The following is a 21613-nucleotide window of genomic DNA, read 5'->3' on the forward strand; positions in this document are numbered from 1 at the left end:
ACCGGTAACATGATCTAACACAGCATGTAGTGCTATTTTTGCGCATTTAAGCCCCGGGCGGATTCACTCCCGGGGCTTTTTTTATTACACTAGCGACAGATACTTGCCTCTGAGCTGCGTTATACGGGCGATTTAGTTAAGTTTGACGATATATTCGCTCCACTGAACAGCGGCCTGGACAGAAAAATTTTGAGGAGACTTTATGAACTCTGTAATGTTACGGGTAACAAATCGCATTATTGAACGTTCTCGCAGCACCCGTGAAGCCTATCTGGCGCGCATTGAGCAGGCGAAAACTGAAACGGTTCACCGTTCAGAACTGGCCTGTGGCAACTTGGCGCACGGTTTTGCCGCCTGCCAGGCAGATGACAAAGCGTCGTTGAAAAGCATGCTGCGTAACAATATCGCGATCATCACCTCCTATAACGATATGCTTTCTGCCCATCAGCCGTATGAATACTATCCGGACCAGATCCGTAAAGCGCTGCACAGCGTGAATGCGGTAGGTCAGGTTGCTGGCGGTGTGCCAGCCATGTGTGATGGCGTCACACAGGGACAAGACGGTATGGAACTGTCTTTGCTGAGCCGTGAAGTGATCGCTATGTCGGCGGCGGTTGGCCTGTCTCACAACATGTTCGACGGCGCACTGTACCTCGGCGTGTGTGACAAAATTGTCCCAGGGTTGGCCATGGCGGCGTTCTCATTTGGCCATCTGCCGTCGGTGTTTATCCCGTCAGGCCCAATGGCTAGTGGTCTGCCAAACAAAGAAAAAGTCCGTATTCGTCAGCTATACGCCGAAGGTAAAGTCGATCGTAATGCGTTGCTGGAATCTGAAGCGGCTTCCTACCACGCGCCTGGCACCTGTACTTTCTACGGCACGGCTAACACCAACCAGATGGTTATCGAATTCATGGGTATGCAGCTGCCGGGCTCCTCTTTTGTCCACCCAGATGCACCGCTGCGCGCTGAACTGACTGCTGCTGCGGCCCGTCAGGTGACGCGTATGACCGGCAATGGCAATAACTGGATGCCGCTGGGGAAAATGGTTGACGAAAAAGTGGTGGTGAACGGGATTGTTGCCCTGCTGGCAACCGGCGGTTCGACCAACCACACCATGCACCTAGTGGCGATGGCGCGTGCGGCGGGCATTATCATTAACTGGGATGATTTCTCCGAACTGTCTGACGTTGTGCCGCTGATGGCGCGTCTTTACCCGAACGGCCCGGCGGATATCAACCACTTCCAAGCAGCGGGCGGTGTACCGGTGCTGGTGCGCGAACTGCTCAAAGGCGGCCTGTTGCATGAAGATGTGAATACCGTTGCCGGTTTTGGCTTATCCCACTACACCATGGAACCGTGGCTGAACGAAGGCAAACTGGACTGGCGTGAAGGGGCGATTGCTTCCTTCGACGACGCAATCATTGCTACCTTTGACAAACCGTTCTCTAAACATGGCGGCACTAAAGTGCTGAGCGGCAACCTGGGTCGTGCGGTGATGAAAACCTCCGCGGTACCGGTTGAAAACCAGGTTATCGAAGCACCAGCCGTGATTTTCGAAAGCCAGCATGACGTGCTACCCGCGTTTGAAGCCGGCCTGCTGGATAAAGATTGTGTCGTTGTTGTGCGCCATCAAGGGCCAAAAGCGAACGGCATGCCAGAATTACATAAACTTATGCCACCACTTGGTGTATTATTGGACCGCTGTTTCAAAATTGCGTTAGTCACTGATGGTCGTCTGTCCGGCGCATCCGGTAAAGTACCGTCAGCGATTCACGTGACCCCTGAAGCCTATGACGGCGGACTGCTGGCAAAAGTACACGACGGTGACATGATCCGCGTGAACGGCCAGACCGGTGAGCTAACGCTGCTGGTCGATGAAGCCGAACTGGCTGCGCGTCAACCGCATATCCCTGATTTGAGCGCATCGCGCGTGGGAACAGGCCGTGAACTGTTTGGTGCATTACGGGAAAAACTGTCCGGTGCAGAGCAGGGCGCAACCTGTATTACCTTTTAAGATGACACGTTTTGTAGATCTGGCGAGAGAGAATTTCTGATGAAAAACTGGAAAACAACTGCAGAAGCAATCCTGACCACCGGCCCAGTCGTTCCGGTCATTGTGGTTAACAAGCTTGAGCACGCAGTACCGATGGCAAAAGCGCTGGTTGCAGGTGGCGTACGCGTGCTGGAAGTGACTCTGCGTACACCATGTGCGATGGATGCGATTCGCGCGATTGCGAAAGAAGTTCCGGATGCTATCGTCGGCGCGGGTACCGTGACCAACGCTCAGCAGCTGAAAGAAGTGACCGAAGCTGGCGCACAGTTTGCTATCAGCCCGGGCCTGACCGACAGCCTGCTGAAAGCTGCAACTGCAGGGACTATCCCGCTGATCCCAGGCATCTGCTCTGTTTCTGAGCTGATGCTGGGTATGGAACACGGCCTGAAAGAATTCAAATTCTTCCCGGCTGAAGCTAACGGTGGCGTGAAAGCGCTGCAGGCGATTGCGGGTCCATTCTCCCACATCCGTTTCTGCCCAACTGGCGGCATCTCTCCTGCTAATTACCGTGATTACCTGGCGCTGAAAAGCGTCCTGTGCATCGGCGGTTCATGGCTGGTTCCAGCTGACGCGCTGGAAGCGGGTGACTACGACCGTATCACCAAACTGGCTCGTGAAGCAGTTGAAGGTGCAAAACTGTAAGATGATTGACTAACCCGGTCTGTCGACCGGGTTTAGACAAAGTAGGGCGGGTATGCGCAAGCAGCCCGCCTTTTTTTATCCCTGAACGATGACGGCTGCCGCGGCTTTTTTCGCGCGCTCGACCGCCTGCTCTGTGCTATCTCCGATAGCCAGTGCTACACCCATTCGACGGGCTCCAGCAATCTCTGGTTTGCCAAATAAGCGCAGTTGAACGCCTGCACCCACTGCATGATCTACGTTATCAAAAGTCACATTACGGCTGGTTAGCTGCGGTAACAGCACGGCAGATGCCGAAGGGCCATATTGGCGAATTGCGCCAATCGGCAGTCCAAGGAAAGCGCGGACGTGCAGGGCAAATTCTGAGACGTCTTGTGAAATCAGCGTGACCATCCCGGTATCATGCGGGCGCGGTGAAACTTCGCTGAACACCACCTCGTCACCACAGACAAACAGCTCAACACCAAACAGACCATAGCCACCCAGCGCTAGGACGACTTCACGGGCAATCTGCTGTGCACGTGCCAACGCCAGTTCGCTCATCTGCTGTGGCTGCCAGGATTCGCGGTAGTCGCCGTCTTCCTGACGGTGACCGATGGGGTCGCAGAAATGGACGCCATCGACCGCATTGACGGTCAGCAGGGTGATTTCAAAATCAAAATTCACAACCCCTTCAACAATGACGCGACCGGCTCCTGCGCGGCCACCCTGTTGGGCATATTGCCACGCTTGTGCTAACTGATCTGCATGGCGAATAAAGGTTTGTCCCTTACCGGAAGAACTCATAACAGGTTTGACGATACACGGCAGACCGATGTCTGCAACCGCCTGACGGAACAAGTCTTCGTTATCGGCAAAATAGTACGCCGAAGTAGGCAATTTTAGGGTTTCAGCGGCGAGACGGCGGATACCTTCACGGTTCATGGTCAGTTTGGTTGCGCGTGCGCACGGCACAACGTGCTGGCCTGCTTGCTCGAGTTCAATCAGCGTATCGGTGGCGATGGCTTCGATTTCCGGGACGATAAAGTCCGGTTTCTCCTGTTCAACCAGCGCTTTGAGCACCATACCGTCAAGCATATTAATCACATAGGAACGATGCGCGACGTGCATTGCCGGGGCATCGGCATAGCGATCGACCGCGATCACCTCAATCCCTAAACGCTGGCATTCAATCGCCACTTCCTTGCCTAACTCACCTGAACCCAGAAGCATTACGCGCGTCGCAGCAGGACGCAAAGCTGTACCTAATAACGTCATTACCTATTCCACCGTCTATCCAAAGTTTGGCGCATTATAAACGAAAACGTTTGCGTCTGTCTCGATGGCGACAGGCTGGTGATGAAATCAGGTTAAATTTGCGCATCTTTATGCGCAGTAGACATATTCTGACATCTGCTCGCCTAGTCTAAACGACGTATACGTTTTTAACTGGAGGCTATATGTCAGGCTGGCTGAATCAACTGCAATCCCTGCTGGGGCAAAAATCAGGCGACGGAAAAAGTGGGCTTAACCAAATGCTGGTGCCCGGCGCCATCGGTGGATTAGCGGGACTGCTGCTTACCAGTAAGTCGTCGCGCAAAATGCTGGCGAAGTACGGCACCGGCGCGCTGCTGGTGGGCGGCGGGGCGGTTGCTGGGAGCGTACTGTGGAATAAGTACAAAGATAAACTGCGTACTAATCCACAAACGGAAATGAAATATGGCGAACCGGCGGCGCCGCTTGATGTGCGCACAGAGCGGTTGATTTTGGCGCTGGTTTTCGCGGCTAAAAGCGATGGACATATTGATGCCAAAGAGCAGGCCGCCATTGAACAGCAATTGCGAGAAGCGGGTGTGGAGGAGCAGGGGCGAGCCCTGATTGCGCAGGCTATTGAACAGCCACTCGACCCTGAACGCTTAGCACGAGACGTTCATAACGAAGAGGAAGCGCTGGAGCTTTACTTTATCAGCTGCGCCTCGATTGAGATCGACCACTTTATGGAACGCAGCTATCTGAATGCGCTCGGTGATGCCCTGAAGCTGCCGGTGGAGGTACGAGAAGGTATCGAAGCAGATTTACAGCAGCAAAAACAGCAACTTTAACACGACTAATTACAGGTTTTGCTTGCATCGTCGTCTAATTTGTCCACCCTTATAGGGTGTGACTAAAACAGAAGAATAATGAGATGCCACCTAAAGCAAAACGGATCCCCCACACCATGACATTGCATGGTGATACGCGCGTTGATAACTACTACTGGCTGCGTGATGACTCGCGATCCCAGCCAGCGGTGCTTGACTATTTAAAGCAGGAAAACGTCTACGGACGTGAGGCGATGTCCTCTCAGCGCAGCCTTCAGGACAGTGTTCTAAAAGAGATTATCGACCGTATACCGCCAAAAGAGGTCTCGGCGCCGTATATCAAAAATGGTTATCGCTATCGGCAGGTCTATGAGCCTGGCCGTGAGTATGCGATTTACCAGCGGCAGGCGCTCGGCGAGGACGAGTGGTCTTTGCTTATCGACGAAAACAAACGCGCCGCGCGCAGCGAATTTTATACGCTGGGCGGGCTGAATGTCGCGCCGGACAATAATCTGCTGGCGGTGACCGAAGATTTTCTCTCGCGTCGTCAGTACGGTTTGCGTATACGCCATCTGGAAAATGAAACCTGGCTATCGGAAGTGATTGAAAACGTCTCGCCGGGTGTCGTCTGGGCCAATGATTCCCGTACGCTCTACTATGTGCGTCAGCATCCCGTTACGCTGTTGCCTTGGCAGGTGTGGCGTCACCAAATTGGCGAGCCAACGGCACATGATGAGCTGCTCTACGAAGAAGAGGACGATGCGTTTTACGTCAGCCTGCATAAAACCTCATCACGAAAATATGTGGTCATTGCGCTATCCAGCGCGACGACCAGTGAAATGCTGCTGCTTGATGCAGATAAATCAGACGCGCAGCCGCAGGTGTTTTTACCGCGCCGTAAAGATCACGAATATAGCCTCGATCACTACCAGCACCAGTTCTACCTGCGCTCCAACCGCGACGGTAAGAACTTTGGCCTGTACCGCAGCGAAAGCTGGGAGGAGTCTGCGTGGCAACCGATTATTGCGCCGCGCGATACGGTCATGCTGGAAGACTTTACGCTTTTCCGCGACTGGTTAGTGGTTGAAGAACGTGAACAGGGACTTATCCGTCTGCGGCAAATTCACCGCCAAGATCTGCGAGAAACGGAAATAGCGTTTGATGACCCGACTTACGTTACGTGGATAGCCTACAACCCTGAGCCGGAAACCGCCTGTCTGCGCTACGGCTACTCGTCGATGACCACGCCGGATACCCTGTTTGAGCTTGATATGGACAGCGGCGAGCGACAGGTTCTTAAACAGCAGGAAGTGAAAGGTTTTGATGCCAGCCGCTATCGCAGTGAACGACTGTGGATCACCGCACGTGATGGCGTAAAAGTGCCGGTCTCCTTGGTTTACCGACATGAACATTTCCGCCGCGGTAAAAATCCGCTGCTGGTGTATGGCTATGGTTCTTACGGCGCCAGTATGGATGCAGATTTCAGCAGTAGCCGTCTGAGCCTGCTCGATCGCGGTTTCGTCTTTGCGATTGCCCATATTCGCGGTGGCGGGGAGCTGGGGCAGCAGTGGTATGAAGACGGCAAATTCCTGAAAAAGAAAAATACCTTCAACGACTACATTGACGTGTGTGATGCGCTGCTGGAACAGAAGTATGGTCATCCATCGCTGTGCTACGGCATGGGCGGCAGCGCGGGCGGTATGTTGATGGGGACGGTGATTAACGAACGCCCAGAACTGCTGCACGGCGTGGTGGCGCAGGTGCCGTTTGTTGACGTGGTGACGACGATGCTCGATGAGTCTATTCCCCTCACCACCGGTGAGTTCGAGGAGTGGGGCAATCCGCAAGACGAAACCTACTATCACTACATGAAGTCCTACAGTCCGTATGACAATGTCCGCCCGCAGGCGTATCCCCATTTACTGGTCACCACGGGTCTACATGATTCGCAGGTGCAGTATTGGGAACCGGCGAAGTGGGTGGCGAAGTTGCGTGAACAGAAGGTCGATGACAACCTTCTGCTGCTGTGTACCGATATGGATTCCGGACATGGTGGGAAGTCAGGGCGCTATAAAAGCTATGAAGGCGTCGCGCTGGAATATGCGTTCCTGATCGCCCTGGCGCAAGGTACGCTGCCAGGACGTACGGATCGCTAGCTACTTATCAAGATAGTGCTTTAAGGTCAGGCGCAGTTCCGGGCTCATGCGGTCAAGGTTGTTGAATAACCAACGCAGGTAGCCCGGATCGTCCTTAGCGATATCCGCCACCTCTTGCCCACGGTATTTACCGAAGGTAAAGGTGCGCAGCAACGCCGGACGCCCGGTAACATCAACCATCTGCTCTGCGGTCCAACCAGAGACCTGCATAATATCCACCAACAGCGCGGCGGTGATGTAACAGTCGTACAGCGCGCGGTGGTGGTGCAAGCCCGGTGGCGTAGCGATGCTGAGCTTACGCGACTTATACAGCGCCATATTACTGTATTTAATTCCCGGCCACAGACGACGCGCCATCTTCATGGTGCAAATCCATTCACCGTCCATTTCCGGCAGGACGCGTCTGTCGAAGCTGGCGTTATGCGCCACGTACCAAGGGCTCCCCTGATAGAAAGGCACCACCTCTTCAATCCACGGCTTATCAGCGACCATTTCTTCGGTGATGTGGTGGATAGCCATCGCCTGCGCGCTGATAGGGCGATCGGGGCGAACCAGATGGCTCATAGGATTAACTATTTTACCGTCAACAACGTCGACGGAGGCTATCTCAACGACGCCTCCTTGTAAGTCGCAGGTTTCGGTATCAATTACGCGCAGCATGGCTAACTCCGGGCCAAAAACAACTAGCGTAAAGGAATGATCTCGCCTTGCCAACCCTGAGCGTTTTTTCTGCCCGTTAACAGCAATTCGCCGCCATCGGCGCGCACGATAAGTTGACCTCGTTCATCCCATAATGCGCTGCCGCCGGAAAAGGATCCGTTGGCGTAATTCGATTTCAATACGGCAATAGCGTATTTGTGAGCAAAGCGCTGTAAACGGTCGGTAGTGCGCTGCTGTTGAGGTTCAGCCATTGAACTGACGGTCGCGAGCAGTGAGGCCTGCGATGAGAGGCCGCAGTCTTCTTGATTAAGTTCGAACACGCTAATTGTGTCGGACTCTGGCGCAAGGCAGGTGCCGTGTCCCTGATGGTGCTTGGTGGGCTGCGCATTGTCCGGATTAAAAATCACGATTCCCTTTACCCGTGTCCCACTTTTGTCTACTGGCAGTCCGGCGATAATCGTCATCTGGTAACGCTTTGCCGCCTCGCGCAGCGGTTGCAGCGCAACGTCGCACGGTGGCGCAGGCAGCGCTTGATCATCATCAGGGCCGGTGAGCGACAACTCCGGGAATATTAAGACCTTGCAGGCCTGTTCGGCTGCGGCGTCGATAAAACGGAGATGGTGGGTGATGTTCTCTGCGACATCCCCTTTACGAGGCGCGTATTGCGCTGCAGCAATAGTCCATATCAGCATAGTTGCATCCTTCAACACGATGAATTGGGCTTTTATTCTGCTTAATAGTAGCGGGTTGTTTGTAAAATAGTGTCACTAGCGGGTGAAAAATTATTTCGACTTTGGCTCGTACGGCAGACGAGAAAGATTAATGGAGGCCAAACGATGAGCGATGAGTCTTTCGCGAAACCAGTTACGCAAGTGCTCTGGCTGTTCGCGTTCCACAACTTCCGCCACCACGGGCATGTTGTAGCGTTCTTTGAAGGCGACGCCAGCGGCGGCCAAATCAACGTTCACTTTGTCCATTTCGTCTTGTGGTAGTTGAGCCAGGTTGGTTTGCATGAGTTTCTCCTTTGAGTACCGGCGCAAAAGTTACTAAGAGTATCGCAAAATGGCAAGTCCATAGGGTGCTCATCTCGACTCATGCATTATACAGCGTTATTCTTTGAATTAGATTGATAACAAAAAGGAATGATGGAAATGAAATTCACCACGCCTCGCGCATTTTGTACCACGCTGTTCGCGTTAACTGTTTTGAGTTCATCGCCGGTGTGGGCCCATGCCCATTTAGAGAAACAATCACCGCCGGAAAATTCACAAACGAGTCCTTCGCCTCAGGCGCTAACGTTAAATTTCTCGGAAGGCATCGAGGCGAACTTTAGCGGCGTGACGGTAAAAGATGCGGACGGAAAGACGATTCCGATTGGGAAAGCGGCGCGCAGCGAGAGTGATAAGACGCAGCTTGTCGTTCCATTGCCGGAGGCGCTGGCATCCGGACTGTATACCGTTGAGTGGCATGTGGTTTCGGTTGATGGGCATAAAACCAAAGGCCAGTATCAATTTAGCGTGAAGTAACTATGCTGAGCGCACTCTATATTGGGTTACGGTTCATCCACTTCGCTTCGCTGATGATGGCGTTTGGTTGTACGCTTTACGCCGGCTGGTGGGCTCCATCTGCGCTACGTCGTCTCCTTATCCAGCGTTTTTCGTTCATTCTGCATGCCTCGCTGTTATTGGCGCTGATTTCCGCAATGTTGATGCTGATGGTGCAGGGCGGTCTGATGGGCAACGGCTGGTCAGATACTTGGCAGCCAGCTATTTGGCAAGCGGTGCTGCAAACGCAGTTTGGTAGCGTGTGGTTATGGCAAATTGTTCTGTCCTGGGTTACGGTCGGCGTGCTGTGGGTGCGGCCACGACGGATGATGCGGCGGCTTTTGCTTCTGTGCGTCGCACAGTTTATCCTGCTGGCCGGCGTTGGGCATGCCGCGATGGCGGATGGTGCGTTGGGCGCATTGCAGCGAATTAATCACGCCGTTCACCTGCTCTTTGCGAGCGCGTGGGTTGGTGGGCTCGTTCCGTTCCTTTACTGCCTGCGCCTCGCGAAAGGCCGCTGGCGAAAGCTTGCCATCAGCACAATGATGCGTTACTCCCGCTACGGTCATCTTGCTGTTGCCGGGGCAATCGCTACGGGGCTTGTCAACGCGTGGCTGATTCAGGGAGGATTGACGACCGCAACTGCCTATGGCATTGCACTGTGGGTGAAATGCGGACTTGTCGGGCTGATGGTGGCGATAGCGTTGGTGAATCGCTATCTGTTGGTGCCGCGAATGTCGGCAACCGATTCGCGGGTTCAACAGATTTTTCTAAGAACTACGCAGGCTGAAATTGTTTTGGGGGCTCTGGTGCTGGTGTGCGTGAGCGTATTCGCCACCTGGGAACCCTTTTGATCAAATGGCGAAACTATGAAAAAAACGATTATTTCTTTGTTGTTACTCACGGTCTCTGGCTCTGCGCTAGCAGCACAGGTGATTACCGTAAGCCGTTTCGAGGTGGGTAAAGATAAGTGGGCATTTAATCGCGAAGAGGTCATGCTGACCTGTCGCGCAGGTAATGCGCTATATGTCATCAACCCAAGCACGTTGGTGCAGTATCCGTTAAACGATATCGCTCAGGAGCAGGTAAAAGCGGGCAAAACGAAGGCCCAACCGCTGAGCATCATTCAGATTGACGACCCGCAGAAGCCCGGTGTGAAAATGAGCCTAGCTCCGTTTATCGAACGCGCCGAGAAATTGTGCTAATTCATAGACTAACTGTCTAATAGACAATAAAAAACCGCAATCATTCACCGGGAATGGCTGCGGTTTTTTTTATCGTATGCCGTTTATTTGACGAAATTTTTCGGCTCACAGAGTCTGCGGACTGGAAAACCTGTCACGGTCATCTATTCTTATAAAGCAAGGCGATTGAGCCTGCATTAATGCCAACTTTTAGCGCACGGCTCTCTCCCAAGAGCCATTTCCCTGGACCGAATACAGGAATCGTATTCGGTCTCTTTTTATTCCCCTTTATAATCCAATTGGTTACAAGGGTCAGTCCGAAATTTACGAATCCCTCCGCTTCGGTCTTTTTGTTTATATCACAACCAATTTCGATTTAACATTTCTTTTACAGGGAAAATTAAGGTATCGCGTAAGCTTTTCGTCTCTCTCGTCCTAGCACATCTTCGTCGTGTTCCCCGATGTAAGGCCTAACCATCGGTGGGCAAGCTTTCAACTGAGTTTTTTTTCTGGAGGAAGCACACGAAGGCGGGTGCTGAATACGGTAATGAACGCGCACTCTGCTACCCAGAGACTGGCACAAGCAATTCTAGTTAAATTGATGCAGCGCCAGTTTGCGAGAGCATGTGGCAAAGGCATTTTTTGACTTGAAGCAAATGCGCTCAAATATGTCCCATCATACTGTTTAATATATATAAATATTTGAATTACACACCTTCTTATTCCATGTGGTTATTTTAATGTCGTTACATAACATCATTTAAATATATGTGGGAACTCAACATTTATGAAAAATCTGAAAATGATGTTTTTTCATGTTACTACACAGTTAAAATTAATTGATTGATATCAAAGGGTTTTTGTTACAAATCCGCATAAAATTAGGGGGTGTTGAGCAAAAAAAATAAAAAAGAGCTTGTTTCTTTTTTGTTAATTCAAATGGGTCATTGTGTTTCAATTGGCTCTTATTTGGATTAATGAATTATAATGCTGTTAATATGTGGGATTATATTCTTTGTTATTTAATTTTATTGGTTGAAAAAACTGAGTGACCTGTCCGATTGTCGTGTTTTTTTTGTGGGTTTAGAATTTTAAAAAGCACATAGGTATGGTGAGTTACTTAGAGGTTGCTGCTGTTTACTGCGAGTCCGCATTAGAAAGGAGAATTTGAGTGCCGGTAATGAAGCTGTATGGATACACATTATTCGGTAATCTTGAGTACAGAATAAATACTCGCCAGCTAATTAATGTTAAGAATGGAAAAGTAAAGAAAATATCAGACACGAAGGCAAGGTTTCTAGAGTTCATTCTTTCTAATTCGAATGGAGGCTACCTTCATGATGAAGATATTATTTTTCACGTATGGGAAAAATATGAAATGAGTGGTTCACGATCACAACTTTCAAACACAATAAAAAGTTTAAATATGGATTTTTTGAATGTTGGCTTCAATAAAAAACTCGTCACTTGGTATACCAAGCATACATACTTCATCGATTTGGATGAAGTAAAACGTTGCTATGTAGAAGTGTAATTATTATATGGTGAGTACTTTTAATAAAAGGATTGTTCTGGTTGGAATTCTTGGTTTTCACAAAAAATTTTGCAGTGAAAGAGGCTGTTTCAGCACTGTCAAAATACAAAGATAGTGTCTTTTTTTTTACAGATAGATTGAGCCTCATTGTTTGTGCGTCGGTGTTTAAATCACCTTTAATATTAATAGATACCCTCGATAAGAGCAGCGATGACACCAAGTGGATTTTGAATAAGTTAGATGAGAGGGGAATGGGAAATAAAGCATATTACATCATTCCTAGTGCTGGAAAGATTAATGGTACTATTTATGGATTTCATTTTGTTAATGGAGTTAACGAATTAAATAAGGTATGTAGCTTCCAAACAAAGAATGACGAAACGGGCAAAGGCTTAACGTTAAATGAACATCTCTATAGGAGAGTTAAAGAAAAATTGAATGATGATTATTTCAATTTCTTATCTGTTTTTTATAGAAATGGCCATTTCGATATAGTTTGCCGTAGCAAGTTGGAATCAACTCGGCGATATTGTATTAGAAAAAAACTCTCAATGGAGAACTCCCTGGAATTTAAACAATTGCTGTTTTTAATTTCAGATGTTTGGTCAGAAAAAAACACAATTAGTACTGAAAGCGATCATAAAACAAATAAGAGGTTGTTATGGGGCAATACAAATGCTCAATCATCTGCGTAGCACTTATGCTGTCATCGGGTTATGCAAGCGCGGCCACCGTGGCTGCGGCTTATCCAAGCGGGACATTGAATGTGACCGGCACTGTGCTGGATAAAGGCTGTACGATCAACGCTAAAGACTATGTCATCCAATTACCGCCTATGGTTAACACAGCATTTACCGCCGCTGGCGATATGGGGGAAAAAAGTACGGCAGTGCCTTTTACCCTGACTGATTGTCCTACTGGCAGAACGATGAGCTTCATTGTAACAGGGACCGTGGGGAGTAATGCCAATACATTTAAGATTGATGCCGGGACCAGTAAAGCGACGGGCGTCGATATCATTCTCTATAACGGTACGAGCATAGTCAGACCTAATTTTAGTCATACATTAACGTTAGATAGCAGTGGTAATTATGCCAGCACCTTCAGCGCGATGCTCCGTTCAAACGCGGCGAGTGTGACTGCAGGCGCCGTAGATACTGTCGTGACTTATACCCTAGCTTATAACTGAGTTGTTATCATGAAATTGAAAGTGACCTTTTTTGCTCTTTTATTTATTTCGAGCCAGCATGCTTTTGCCGCCGATATCCCTGCCGCCACAATGGCAGGTAACATTACGATGAAAGGCAATATTTATAGCGCCGCCTGTACCATTAGTTCGGGGGCTGCCCTGACGTTAAAAATAGCCAATACCTACGCCAACGCATACGCGAAAGGCGATGCATCCCCGCTTAGCACTTCTGCGCAAGCAACTTTTACCTGTCCTAATAATACCGGGGTGAATATTCGGGTGGATGGCGTCGCGGACACAACCGAACCATCGTTGTATCAGGTAACGCCGGGTACCGGGAAGGCGACCGGTGTGGCTATCAGAATCACCGCGTCATCAGGAACCGGGGGGACCGTTTCAAACATCCCGTTGGTCCCTAATACGGTGACCTCGGAAGTCTTTACGCCAAGCAGTACCGGTACGAACCTGGTCGGCATTAACTTCAAGGCCCAACTTGTCGCCGTCAGCGATACGGTCACCAGCGGTGACCTGAGTACAGCGCTAACCTGGACTGCAATTTATAATTAACGGTGAGACTGAAGATATGATGAAAAGCTTTTCAGCGCTTTTACTCACAGTATCGCTTACCCTGCCGGCATTCGCCGGCTTTTCCCTCGGGCAAACACGGGTAATCTACGACGAGAAAGATAAGCAAGCGACGCTACAGTTAATTAATAGTGGCCAGGATGAACATTATCTGGTACAGGCTTGGATAGAAAGTCGTGATAATAAAAAAAGTCAGGACTTTATGATTACGCCGCCGGTATTTAAGTTTTATCCAAAGACTCAAAATACATTACTGATTAAAGCGATTTCGGATAACTCACCTAGCGATCGCGAAAGCTTGTACTTCGTTAATGTGAAGGCTATTCCTGCAACCGACAGTACGATTAAAAATAAAATTAGTTTTGCGACTAAAAGTATCATCAAACTTATTTATCGTCCAAGTTCACTGAATGCGACTGACGCTATAAACGCTAGATATAAACTTAAGATCCAGAAGAAAGATGGAAACATTGTTGTCACCAATCCGACGCCCTATATTGTTAATATTGGTTATTTTTATGTCAATGGCAAAAATGAAGATATTGGCTACCTATTGCCTTTCTCGGAGCAGACGATTCAAAAAGGCAGTTCTGGGAAGAAGGATGTTATCAAATTCAATGCCATCAATGATTATGGTGGCGCTTCTGATTTCCTGATAGTGAATATATAAATTGCCGTGAAAAAAGATTTTTTGGTTAAAACATTACTGCTGTTATCTCCGCTTAATGCTTATGCAGAACTGTCATTTGATATTTCTGCGCTTGAGAATACCGGTAGCGGATTAACTGATTTATCACGCCAGCAGCTAGCGCAGGTTGATAGCCAACTGCCTGGTACCTATGTCATGGACGTCATTTTGAATGGTAGCGCTCTGCATAGCGAACCCATTAAATTGGTTAACTGTGACGAACGACTGTGCCCGGAGCTTAGCGTGACTCAGCTGAAAAATTGGGGCGCGGATGAGGCGGCACTGGCGCTTGCTGACAACAGCAATGAGCAGGGCGTATTGCGAAAACCGTTGTCGGTGATTCTTCCTGGCTCTGAGGCCTACGCCAAACCCGGAACGTCGGCTTTTATCGTGAATATACCGCAGAAGTATCTTCAGGGCATGGATAACCGAACGCGTCTTTCGGGCGTTAGCCAGGACGGCATGCCTGCGCTGTTTATGTCGTATTACTACAACGGTCAGCGTAATACCACACAGCAGGGTGACGATAGCGAACAGCATTTTCTCAACCTGAATAATGGCCTGAATCTTGGTCCGTGGCGCCTGCGTCAGAATGCCTATTTGCAGCACAGCAACGACGGCGGATCGCACTGGCGCTCGGACCAAACCTACCTTGGTCGCGATGTGACGTCATTAATGTCGCGCTTGATGATGGGCCAGGTGTCCACCGCCGGTCGAGTTTTTGATGGCTTTAATTTCCGTGGCGTCATGCTGACATCCATCGATGAAATGCTGCCTGATAGCCAACGCAACTATGCGCCCATGATAAGCGGTATTGCGTTGACGCAGGCAATGGTTGAAGTGCGTCAGGCGGGCAATCTCATTTATCAAAAAAGCGTCCCGCCAGGGCCTTTTACCTTTGCCGATGTGGTACCGAACAACAGCAGCGGCGATCTTGTGGTCACCGTGCGTGAAAGTAGTGGGGAAGTCAGAACCTATATTCAGCCATATGCATCGCAGCCCAAAATGGTCAGAAAGGGGCAATTTCGTTATTCCCTCAGCGCAGGGCAGTACGAAAACAGCGATGCCAACAGTGATGACGCGCTGTTTGCCCAGCTTGAAGCCCTTTACGGGCTCGGCAATATTGTGACTCTTTTTGGTGGTGTGATGGGCAGCCAAAACTATCAGGCGGCGGCATCCGGTTTTGGGATCAACCTCGGTGATCTTGGCGGTATTTCGCTTGAGCTTGACGCTTCGCGTCAGCAGGCGAGCCATCATTTGCAGCAACCGCAGGGCGGCTATGCATCAAAGGTGAGCTACGAAAAATACTTCACGGCAACACAAACGACGCTGAATACGTCATTGACGGAAAATCAGGACAGACGCTATGCCACTTATTCGGATTATCAAAGCCGCTACGCATTAGATCCCGTATCTTCCGGGCATCTGGATAACCTGCGCCGCCGCTGGCAACTGAGCGTGAGTCAAAGTTTGGGGAGTTTCGGTTCGTTATCGCTGAACTACTACGCGCAAAAATCGTGGGATGAGCGTTATCAAACTAAGACGATGAATGCCAGCTACAACACCTATTGGAAAGGGATCAGCACCAATATTAGCTATTCCCGATCTGATATCCGCACCGGCACCCGCTATCTCGACAGCGTGTTGGCAATGAATATCAGCATTCCGTTCTCCACGCTGTGGGACGCGCCAGGGAGAATGCAGATTAACCATAACTACAGCCAGGGGCGCAGCGGATACACGCAAAATCAGACCTCGGTTAACGGCACGCTGCTTCAGGATAATAACCTGAGCTATTCGCTATCCCAGACTTGGAGCAAACAGCAGAACGGGCAGGGAGCGCGCGTACAGTATGACGGTGGCTACGGGTCGGTAAATGCCTCTTGGAGTCAGACTGGCAATAGCAACCGCCAGTACAGCGTTGGTGCAAGCGGCGCGGTAGTTGTGCATCCCGGCGGGGTTACTTTCGGCCAGAATATCTCGGCCAACGATGCTTTTGCTGTTATCAGCGCGCCGGGTGCCAGTGACGTATCCGTCACTTCCCGCTCCGGCGTAACGACGGACTGGCGTGGCTACGCCATCGTGCCATCTCTGTCGGTATATCGCCAAAACAGTATTGGCCTCGATGCGAAAACGGCCGGAGATGATACGACGCTGAAAACGACCCAGATGCAGGTGGTGCCAGGTTTTGGTACGGCGATTAATGCCCGCTTTGATACTGCTATTGGACGTAAAGCCTATCTGAATATCCGTTATCGCAATACGCCATTGCCACTTGGAACGGAGCTTCATGGCGACAAGGCGGGAAGCGGCATTGTGGATGATAAAGGCGCAGCTTGGCTTACGGGCCTGAACGACAACGAGACACTGACGGCGAGATTCGATGGAACGACCTGCGTGGTAAGCATTAACCTGGACCGATTAACGCGTAAGAAAGACTTCTATACCGGTAACGAACAGTGCCGTTGAGAGTGAAAGTGAAGGATAACACAATGAATATAATGAAGAGAAAGGCCCTCTGGTCACTGGTACTGGTATTGATAGGCCCGCTATATCTAGCAAAAGCCCATGCTGTATGTGCATTTGCCAACGGAGCGAAAACCGGCAGCGTGACGTTTGCCTTGCCAACACTGGCGCAGCCTTTCAACCCCTCCGACAGCACGCCGCAAAAATTGGCTACGGTGACGATGACCTCTGCGGAACTGGCTTCCGCAATGGGTATCGGTTCCACCGTTGCCGTATGGGGTGGTTGTACCGGAAACCTTATCTGGAACCCATTGCGGACGACCGTTGCCGGCACATCGCCAAACAGCACTGGCTATATTTCAACGGGGATCGACAATCTCTATTTTTATTTATATGCAGGGGCGGCGACGACCGGGAATTTTAGCCCCTTTAGCACGCCGACCACATCGGGTGCAGCATGGTCGCGTGCGTTAAATACGATTCATGGTTCAGTTCCGCCTTGGTCAATCATGGGGAATGTGGCCTTGGTACTGTACCAAACAGGACCGGTGCGTCAGGGAGGGACGATTGCAGCAGGCCCGGTTGCCGAGCTGAAGTTATCTGACGGTCTGCAGGTGATGACCATGTCGACTTCCGCGCTGACGGTCAACGTTCTCGCGTGCACCCTTACGACCCCGGTCGTAGCGGTTAACTTGCCGACTGTATACAGCCGGGACTTTACCGGCATCGGCAACACATCCGAGGAGGCGTCGTTCAGAATTGGCACTAACTGCGATTCGGGCGTGATGCCAACGATGACCTTTTCTGGGGCAACCAGTACGGCGGGCGATACCGTCTTTGGTATTAACTCTGGTGGTAATACAGCGACCGGTCTAGGGGTGCAATTGCTCTATAGCGGTAGCGTCGTGAAACAAAATGAAGCCGTATCTCTGGGGACAGTTTCAACGGCAGGAGCAACGGATTTCCCTTTTACCGCCCGCTATATCCAGACGGATCAGCAGGTGACGTCGGGTGACGTCAATACGACCATCACTTTCACGCTGGCTTATAAATGATACGGACGTATTTCAAGGGGGATGTTGCATGTTAAGTACCCGTGTTTCTAAATCACCAGTGACCTTAGATGAGTCCGCTGGAGAGAAGCGTCTCTCAGATGTTAATGAAGATATTGATAATCTGAACGCTCGCCGAATGCAGTTTATTCTTGAAATGATGGATGAGCGGGAGCGTGATGTCATGCTGAGAAGTCTATCTGAAGAATGATGGTGTGTTTTTTCAGCTAATTATTTTGTTGTTTGTTATTAATAAAAGTCGTTAGGGAGAGATTAAATGGGATTAAGCAAAAAAATGGCGGTCAGCCTTTTATTATGTGCGCCACTGGTATTGACCGTGACTCAGGTTCACGCGGAAGGCGCGCTAACAGGCTGTGCTGCAAAAAAACAAAATATTGACAAGCAGATTGATTATGCCAACGCGCATGGCAATCATCATCGTGTTGCAGGGCTGGAAAAGGCGCGTGATGAAGTATCGCGCAACTGTACCGATGGGAAACTCCGCAGCGAACGCAATGAAAAAGTCCGAGAAAAAGAGCAAAAGGTCAAAGAACGCGAGTCCGATCTTAATCTGGCGCGCGAAACGGGGAGTCAGGAAAAGATTGCTAAGAAGGCAAAAAAGCTTAAAGAAGCTCAGGATGAGCTAGCTGAAGCGAAGTCAAACGTGGGCATGTAAGATCGTGCCAACGGATAGCGCATTGACGTAGCTCATTAGTTCCGAGGCTGTAATATTGAAGGTGACCGCCGATGGTCACCTTTTTTATCATCAGTGACTTGCGCCTGCGGCTTATCCTCAGAAATGCTCAGACGCAACACCATCGATATTTACCTATTTTTCAAATGAGCAGGTTGGTTTCTACACCTCATCACATTAAAATATTAATGTTAGCACTTATTTATTAAAAGATAATCAGTTTTACTTATTATTTTAGTCTAATAAATAAGATCTATTTTTCTAATATATTTATTGCACTCGGCTTTAGGTGTGGTTTATTTTCACAGTGCGCGATGATTTGGTAATTACAAATCAATATGTGTTATGAAAAGTATTAGCTTTATATATTATTGTAATATAAGGTTTTTATTGGCCTTCTTTTGTAATGTAATAAAAAAAGAAAGAAAGCATGTTTTGTAAATGAGATAAATGATGTAATGTAAGGAACATAAGATTATGGACGTAACAGTATGTTTTTATTTCATTTTTATGCGGGTGCTTATGACATCAAATCAAAGCGAATTGTAATTTTCTTATTGATGCCCATATTTTATTCTTTGATCTTAAACTAACGAGATGGCTAAATGCATAGGGGCTGTAAATGTGACTATTGTGCTTGATGGTCTTATTGTTTTGAATGCTATATATTTTAACTTTAATATATCAATCTAATTTTTCCGGGGTGCTGATTTATTGAATCATAAAATTTAATGGATATATATAATGCTGTGACGTGGGTGTTCCAAATGCTTTGAGCATGGAGACTGAATACGTTGGATAAATTTTACTCATTTTATGGTTACAATATTAACGATAGTATAGAATATAGAGTAACAACAGGAAGCATTACTAATATAAGAAATGGGCGGTCTCATGCGTTAAATAATACAAGTAGACGATTGCTAGAATATCTCCTTTCGGAAACGAGTAGTCATGGTTGGATAAGTGATGATGATATCGCTATAAATATTTTTGAAAAAAATGGACTTAGATATTCTTCCTCTGCGTTATGGAGGATAATGAATGCACTTAGACTCAGTTTTAATCATATAGGTGGTGACGTTGATTTTATAAAACGCCATAATAGGCATGGTTATTATGTAGATAATAAACGGTATAAATTACTTCTTGTTAAAGCATGAGGCTGACTGGTTTTTAAAGGGGAGGGGCATGATTTTTGTCTATTCTAAAAGTCATATAATAAGGAATGCGTTTTTATGCTACTCAAAAGAGAAAGCGTACGGGGGTGTTTATGTTTTTTCCGATCGTTTAAGATTTCTTACGGCTTCTACGTTGATAAATGAAGCAATATTGATTTTAGATACTGTATGTTCGCCGATTCAAGATATTAAGTGGCTCCACAATAAGATGCTATCGCGTGTAGGAGTTGATAAGATTTATTATATAATTAAGCCTCAAATTATTGGTGGCATTTTGGGGGTAAATGAAAAGGTTATCTCTAAATTAAATGATTTTTCTGAACTGTTAAATAACAATAAGTCACGCAAGGCTAAGTCCTTAAATGAAGCTTTAGTTGAAAAAGTAACTTCACATCGCTCGCATCAGGATTTTCTTAGTTATGAACTGAATGCCCAGTCTGGAAGAGAGGATTATATCAAAAAGCATGGAAGGAAAAGTTACCTAGACCATCGTTATCAGCTATGCAGGAAACTTAAATTTGAGACGCGGCTGGAATATGAAACTCTTTTCCTTATGTTGAACAAAGGAACGAGTGAAAAAGACTGCTTTATTTAAATAAGAGCATGCCTATTAAAATTTTCTTTCTATGAATAATGTGGTGATTAAAAATAGGGTATATTAACTCTATCACCAATTACGCTTGCTCTAATTTATCTGGAGGCTAATAGTGAGGTCCGGATGTCTAGGGCGCCGCGGAAGCGCACTGGAGAAGAGTGGGATATTCTAAAAATACCGAGCGGTACTTTTTCAGGAGCCCGAGTGTAGTATCGCTTTATTAATGAACACCGCGATGTAAGGGAAATTGAGAAAAGCGAGAGCCTTGCAATAAAAAGTTTTCATTAGCTAATCTCGGTTAATTACAGCATTGCCCTGATACCATGAGCCACAAGATGAGACGCTGCCGTTAAAAATGGAGCAACTACGATAAAATCCATCAGACTGTAGGACAGGTGCATTCTTTGCTTGTGTCCAAGATGAACATGAAAAAACTGATCCATTGACAATTGAGCAGTCATGGTAACGGCCATCAGATTGTTTGATAGGGGTTGATTCTGACTGCGCCCAAGTTCCGCAACTTGAAATTTTCCCATTAAAAATAGAGCACTCAAGATAACGAGCAGTCGCAGAGAAGCTTGTTAACAAAAGCACTGAAATAATTATTTTTTTCATAACGGCCCCTTTTTAAAAAGATATTGTCCCTGAATCCAATGTTCGCCTTTTACGGTAATGCAGGCATTCACTGAGTGCTTGCGATAAAGCTAACTCCAATTAAACGATGATGCTGGAAGCGTTCATAATCAGAATCGGCATTCAGCATCACATCATGATTAACACTGACTATCCAGCCATCGGGGTTTTCTGGGTTAGAGAATCGAACGCATAGAAGTCTGGCTTGATACAATTTATCAGGGAGGCCCTCCAATATACAATCGGTAGCCCACTGGAGGAGTTGTTCCGTGGAATACTCTTTTGGCCCTTCTGAAGCAACTTGCTGCTTTGAGATTAATCTCTTGAGGGTATAGAGGAAAGAAAACATATTAACTCCGTGTTGTTACTGGCTATAACATATCATTTAACCATCACTATGGGGAGATGCAGGCGATCAAATTGAGGTCAAGATAGATATATGTTTGCAGCCGTAGGCCCTGTAAGACCATTGATCCGGCAAAACTCAACACGAACTCCAGGTATTAAAAATTCGGGATCGTTAGGGGAGACTGATGAAATGTGAAGTAAAACGTCTTTACGTCCGTCTGATGGGGTAATGAAGCCTTTTCCGCTGATGGTATCGAAGCTTTTGACGATTCCTGTCATTTTACGAGACAAATAAATTCCTTATTAAAAAACACGGTAAGACTATACGCTTAAAAAAATCAAAAAGCGAATT

General features: G+C 48.2%; 25 protein-coding genes. 18 read left to right on the plus strand and 7 right to left on the minus strand.

From position 1 onward, the window contains the following. Positions 1-202: 202 nt before the first annotated feature. A complete protein-coding gene (gene edd, locus AB4K05_RS14380) occupies positions 203-2014 on the plus strand; it encodes a phosphogluconate dehydratase (RefSeq protein WP_368480627.1) in 1812 nt (603 codons plus the stop codon). 39 nt (positions 2015-2053) lie between these two features. Continuing rightward, positions 2054-2695 (plus strand): bifunctional 4-hydroxy-2-oxoglutarate aldolase/2-dehydro-3-deoxy-phosphogluconate aldolase, encoded by a 642-nt coding sequence (locus tag AB4K05_RS14385; protein ID WP_368480628.1) that lies wholly within the window; start codon positions 2054-2056, stop codon positions 2693-2695. Between the two features lie 75 nt (positions 2696-2770). Here AB4K05_RS14385 and purT read toward each other — a convergent pair whose 3' ends face one another. Continuing rightward, the gene (gene purT / locus AB4K05_RS14390) at positions 2771-3949 is read right to left on the minus strand and encodes a formate-dependent phosphoribosylglycinamide formyltransferase (protein ID WP_368480629.1); all 1179 of its coding nucleotides are present in this window, start codon (positions 3947-3949) and stop codon (positions 2771-2773) included. 182 nt (positions 3950-4131) lie between these two features. On the opposite strand from purT, the gene AB4K05_RS14395 reads away from it, so the two are divergent. Further along, the gene (locus tag AB4K05_RS14395; protein ID WP_368480630.1) at positions 4132-4773 is read left to right on the plus strand and encodes a tellurite resistance TerB family protein; all 642 of its coding nucleotides are present in this window, start codon (positions 4132-4134) and stop codon (positions 4771-4773) included. An 83-nt stretch (positions 4774-4856) separates the two neighbouring features. Next, the gene (gene ptrB / locus AB4K05_RS14400) at positions 4857-6908 is read left to right on the plus strand and encodes an oligopeptidase B (protein WP_368480631.1); all 2052 of its coding nucleotides are present in this window, start codon (positions 4857-4859) and stop codon (positions 6906-6908) included. Here the strand turns inward: ptrB and exoX are convergent, their stop codons facing one another. The 3 genes from exoX to AB4K05_RS14415 form a co-directional block, all read right to left on the minus strand. Next, complete coding sequence (exoX, locus tag AB4K05_RS14405; protein ID WP_368480632.1) at positions 6909-7568, minus strand: exodeoxyribonuclease X; 660 nt, start codon at positions 7566-7568, stop codon at positions 6909-6911. A 23-nt stretch (positions 7569-7591) separates the two neighbouring features. Further along, the gene (locus AB4K05_RS14410) at positions 7592-8260 is read right to left on the minus strand and encodes a carbon-nitrogen hydrolase family protein (protein WP_368480633.1); all 669 of its coding nucleotides are present in this window, start codon (positions 8258-8260) and stop codon (positions 7592-7594) included. Positions 8261-8350: 90 nt separating this feature from the next. Next, positions 8351-8581, minus strand: a complete 231-nt coding sequence (locus AB4K05_RS14415; RefSeq protein ID WP_368480634.1) for a DNA polymerase III subunit theta — start codon at positions 8579-8581, stop codon at positions 8351-8353. Between the two features lie 138 nt (positions 8582-8719). On the opposite strand from AB4K05_RS14415, the gene yobA reads away from it, so the two are divergent. The 14 genes from yobA to AB4K05_RS14485 all read left to right on the plus strand — a co-directional run bounded on the left by yobA (position 8720) and on the right by AB4K05_RS14485 (position 20280). After that, positions 8720-9094 carry a CopC domain-containing protein YobA gene (gene yobA, locus AB4K05_RS14420; RefSeq protein ID WP_368480635.1) on the plus strand — a complete coding sequence of 125 codons (375 nt, stop codon included), beginning with the start codon at positions 8720-8722 and terminating at the stop codon, positions 9092-9094. 2 nt (positions 9095-9096) lie between these two features. Continuing rightward, on the plus strand, positions 9097-9966 hold the full coding sequence (gene copD, locus AB4K05_RS14425) for a copper homeostasis membrane protein CopD (RefSeq protein ID WP_368480636.1): 870 nt from the start codon (positions 9097-9099) through the stop codon (positions 9964-9966). A gap of 15 nt (positions 9967-9981) precedes the next feature. Next, positions 9982-10317: a YebY family protein gene (locus AB4K05_RS14430; protein WP_368480637.1), complete on the plus strand. Its 336-nt coding sequence runs from the start codon at positions 9982-9984 to the stop codon at positions 10315-10317. 1150 nt (positions 10318-11467) lie between these two features. Further along, positions 11468-11830, plus strand: coding sequence for a hypothetical protein (locus AB4K05_RS14435; RefSeq protein WP_368480638.1), 363 nt, complete (start codon positions 11468-11470; stop codon positions 11828-11830). Positions 11831-11871: 41 nt separating this feature from the next. Beyond that, positions 11872-12525: a hypothetical protein gene (locus AB4K05_RS14440; RefSeq protein ID WP_368480639.1), complete on the plus strand. Its 654-nt coding sequence runs from the start codon at positions 11872-11874 to the stop codon at positions 12523-12525. After that, positions 12492-13019 carry a fimbrial protein gene (locus tag AB4K05_RS14445; protein WP_368480640.1) on the plus strand — a complete coding sequence of 176 codons (528 nt, stop codon included), beginning with the start codon at positions 12492-12494 and terminating at the stop codon, positions 13017-13019. Before AB4K05_RS14440 ends, AB4K05_RS14445 begins: the two co-directional genes overlap by 34 nt. Before the next feature lie 9 nt (positions 13020-13028). Continuing rightward, positions 13029-13586 carry a fimbrial protein gene (locus AB4K05_RS14450; RefSeq protein ID WP_368480641.1) on the plus strand — a complete coding sequence of 186 codons (558 nt, stop codon included), beginning with the start codon at positions 13029-13031 and terminating at the stop codon, positions 13584-13586. 16 nt (positions 13587-13602) lie between these two features. Then, positions 13603-14274, plus strand: a complete 672-nt coding sequence (locus AB4K05_RS14455; protein WP_368480642.1) for a molecular chaperone — start codon at positions 13603-13605, stop codon at positions 14272-14274. A 21-nt stretch (positions 14275-14295) separates the two neighbouring features. Next, positions 14296-16761: a fimbria/pilus outer membrane usher protein gene (locus AB4K05_RS14460; protein ID WP_368480643.1), complete on the plus strand. Its 2466-nt coding sequence runs from the start codon at positions 14296-14298 to the stop codon at positions 16759-16761. 32 nt (positions 16762-16793) lie between these two features. Further along, positions 16794-17813, plus strand: a complete 1020-nt coding sequence (locus AB4K05_RS14465; RefSeq protein WP_368480644.1) for a fimbrial protein — start codon at positions 16794-16796, stop codon at positions 17811-17813. Positions 17814-17841: 28 nt separating this feature from the next. Next, positions 17842-18021 (plus strand): hypothetical protein, encoded by a 180-nt coding sequence (locus tag AB4K05_RS14470; RefSeq protein WP_368480645.1) that lies wholly within the window; start codon positions 17842-17844, stop codon positions 18019-18021. 66 nt (positions 18022-18087) lie between these two features. After that, complete coding sequence (locus AB4K05_RS14475) at positions 18088-18486, plus strand: DUF1090 domain-containing protein (protein ID WP_368480646.1); 399 nt, start codon at positions 18088-18090, stop codon at positions 18484-18486. Positions 18487-19298: 812 nt separating this feature from the next. Continuing rightward, complete coding sequence (locus AB4K05_RS14480) at positions 19299-19667, plus strand: hypothetical protein (protein WP_368480647.1); 369 nt, start codon at positions 19299-19301, stop codon at positions 19665-19667. Positions 19668-19695: 28 nt separating this feature from the next. After that, entirely contained in the window at positions 19696-20280 is a 585-nt protein-coding gene (locus tag AB4K05_RS14485) for a hypothetical protein (RefSeq protein ID WP_368480648.1), read from the plus strand. Between the two features lie 288 nt (positions 20281-20568). Here AB4K05_RS14485 and AB4K05_RS14490 read toward each other — a convergent pair whose 3' ends face one another. The 3 genes from AB4K05_RS14490 to cspF form a co-directional block, all read right to left on the minus strand. Then, positions 20569-20895 carry a hypothetical protein gene (locus AB4K05_RS14490; protein WP_368480649.1) on the minus strand — a complete coding sequence of 109 codons (327 nt, stop codon included), beginning with the start codon at positions 20893-20895 and terminating at the stop codon, positions 20569-20571. A 67-nt stretch (positions 20896-20962) separates the two neighbouring features. Beyond that, a complete protein-coding gene (locus tag AB4K05_RS14495; RefSeq protein ID WP_368480650.1) occupies positions 20963-21262 on the minus strand; it encodes a hypothetical protein in 300 nt (99 codons plus the stop codon). A gap of 77 nt (positions 21263-21339) precedes the next feature. Then, positions 21340-21552, minus strand: a complete 213-nt coding sequence (gene cspF / locus AB4K05_RS14500) for a cold shock-like protein CspF (protein WP_368480651.1) — start codon at positions 21550-21552, stop codon at positions 21340-21342. Positions 21553-21613 lie beyond the last annotated feature (61 nt).

This window comes from Kluyvera sp. STS39-E (assembly GCF_040932435.1).
Lineage (GTDB): Bacteria > Pseudomonadota > Gammaproteobacteria > Enterobacterales > Enterobacteriaceae > Kluyvera.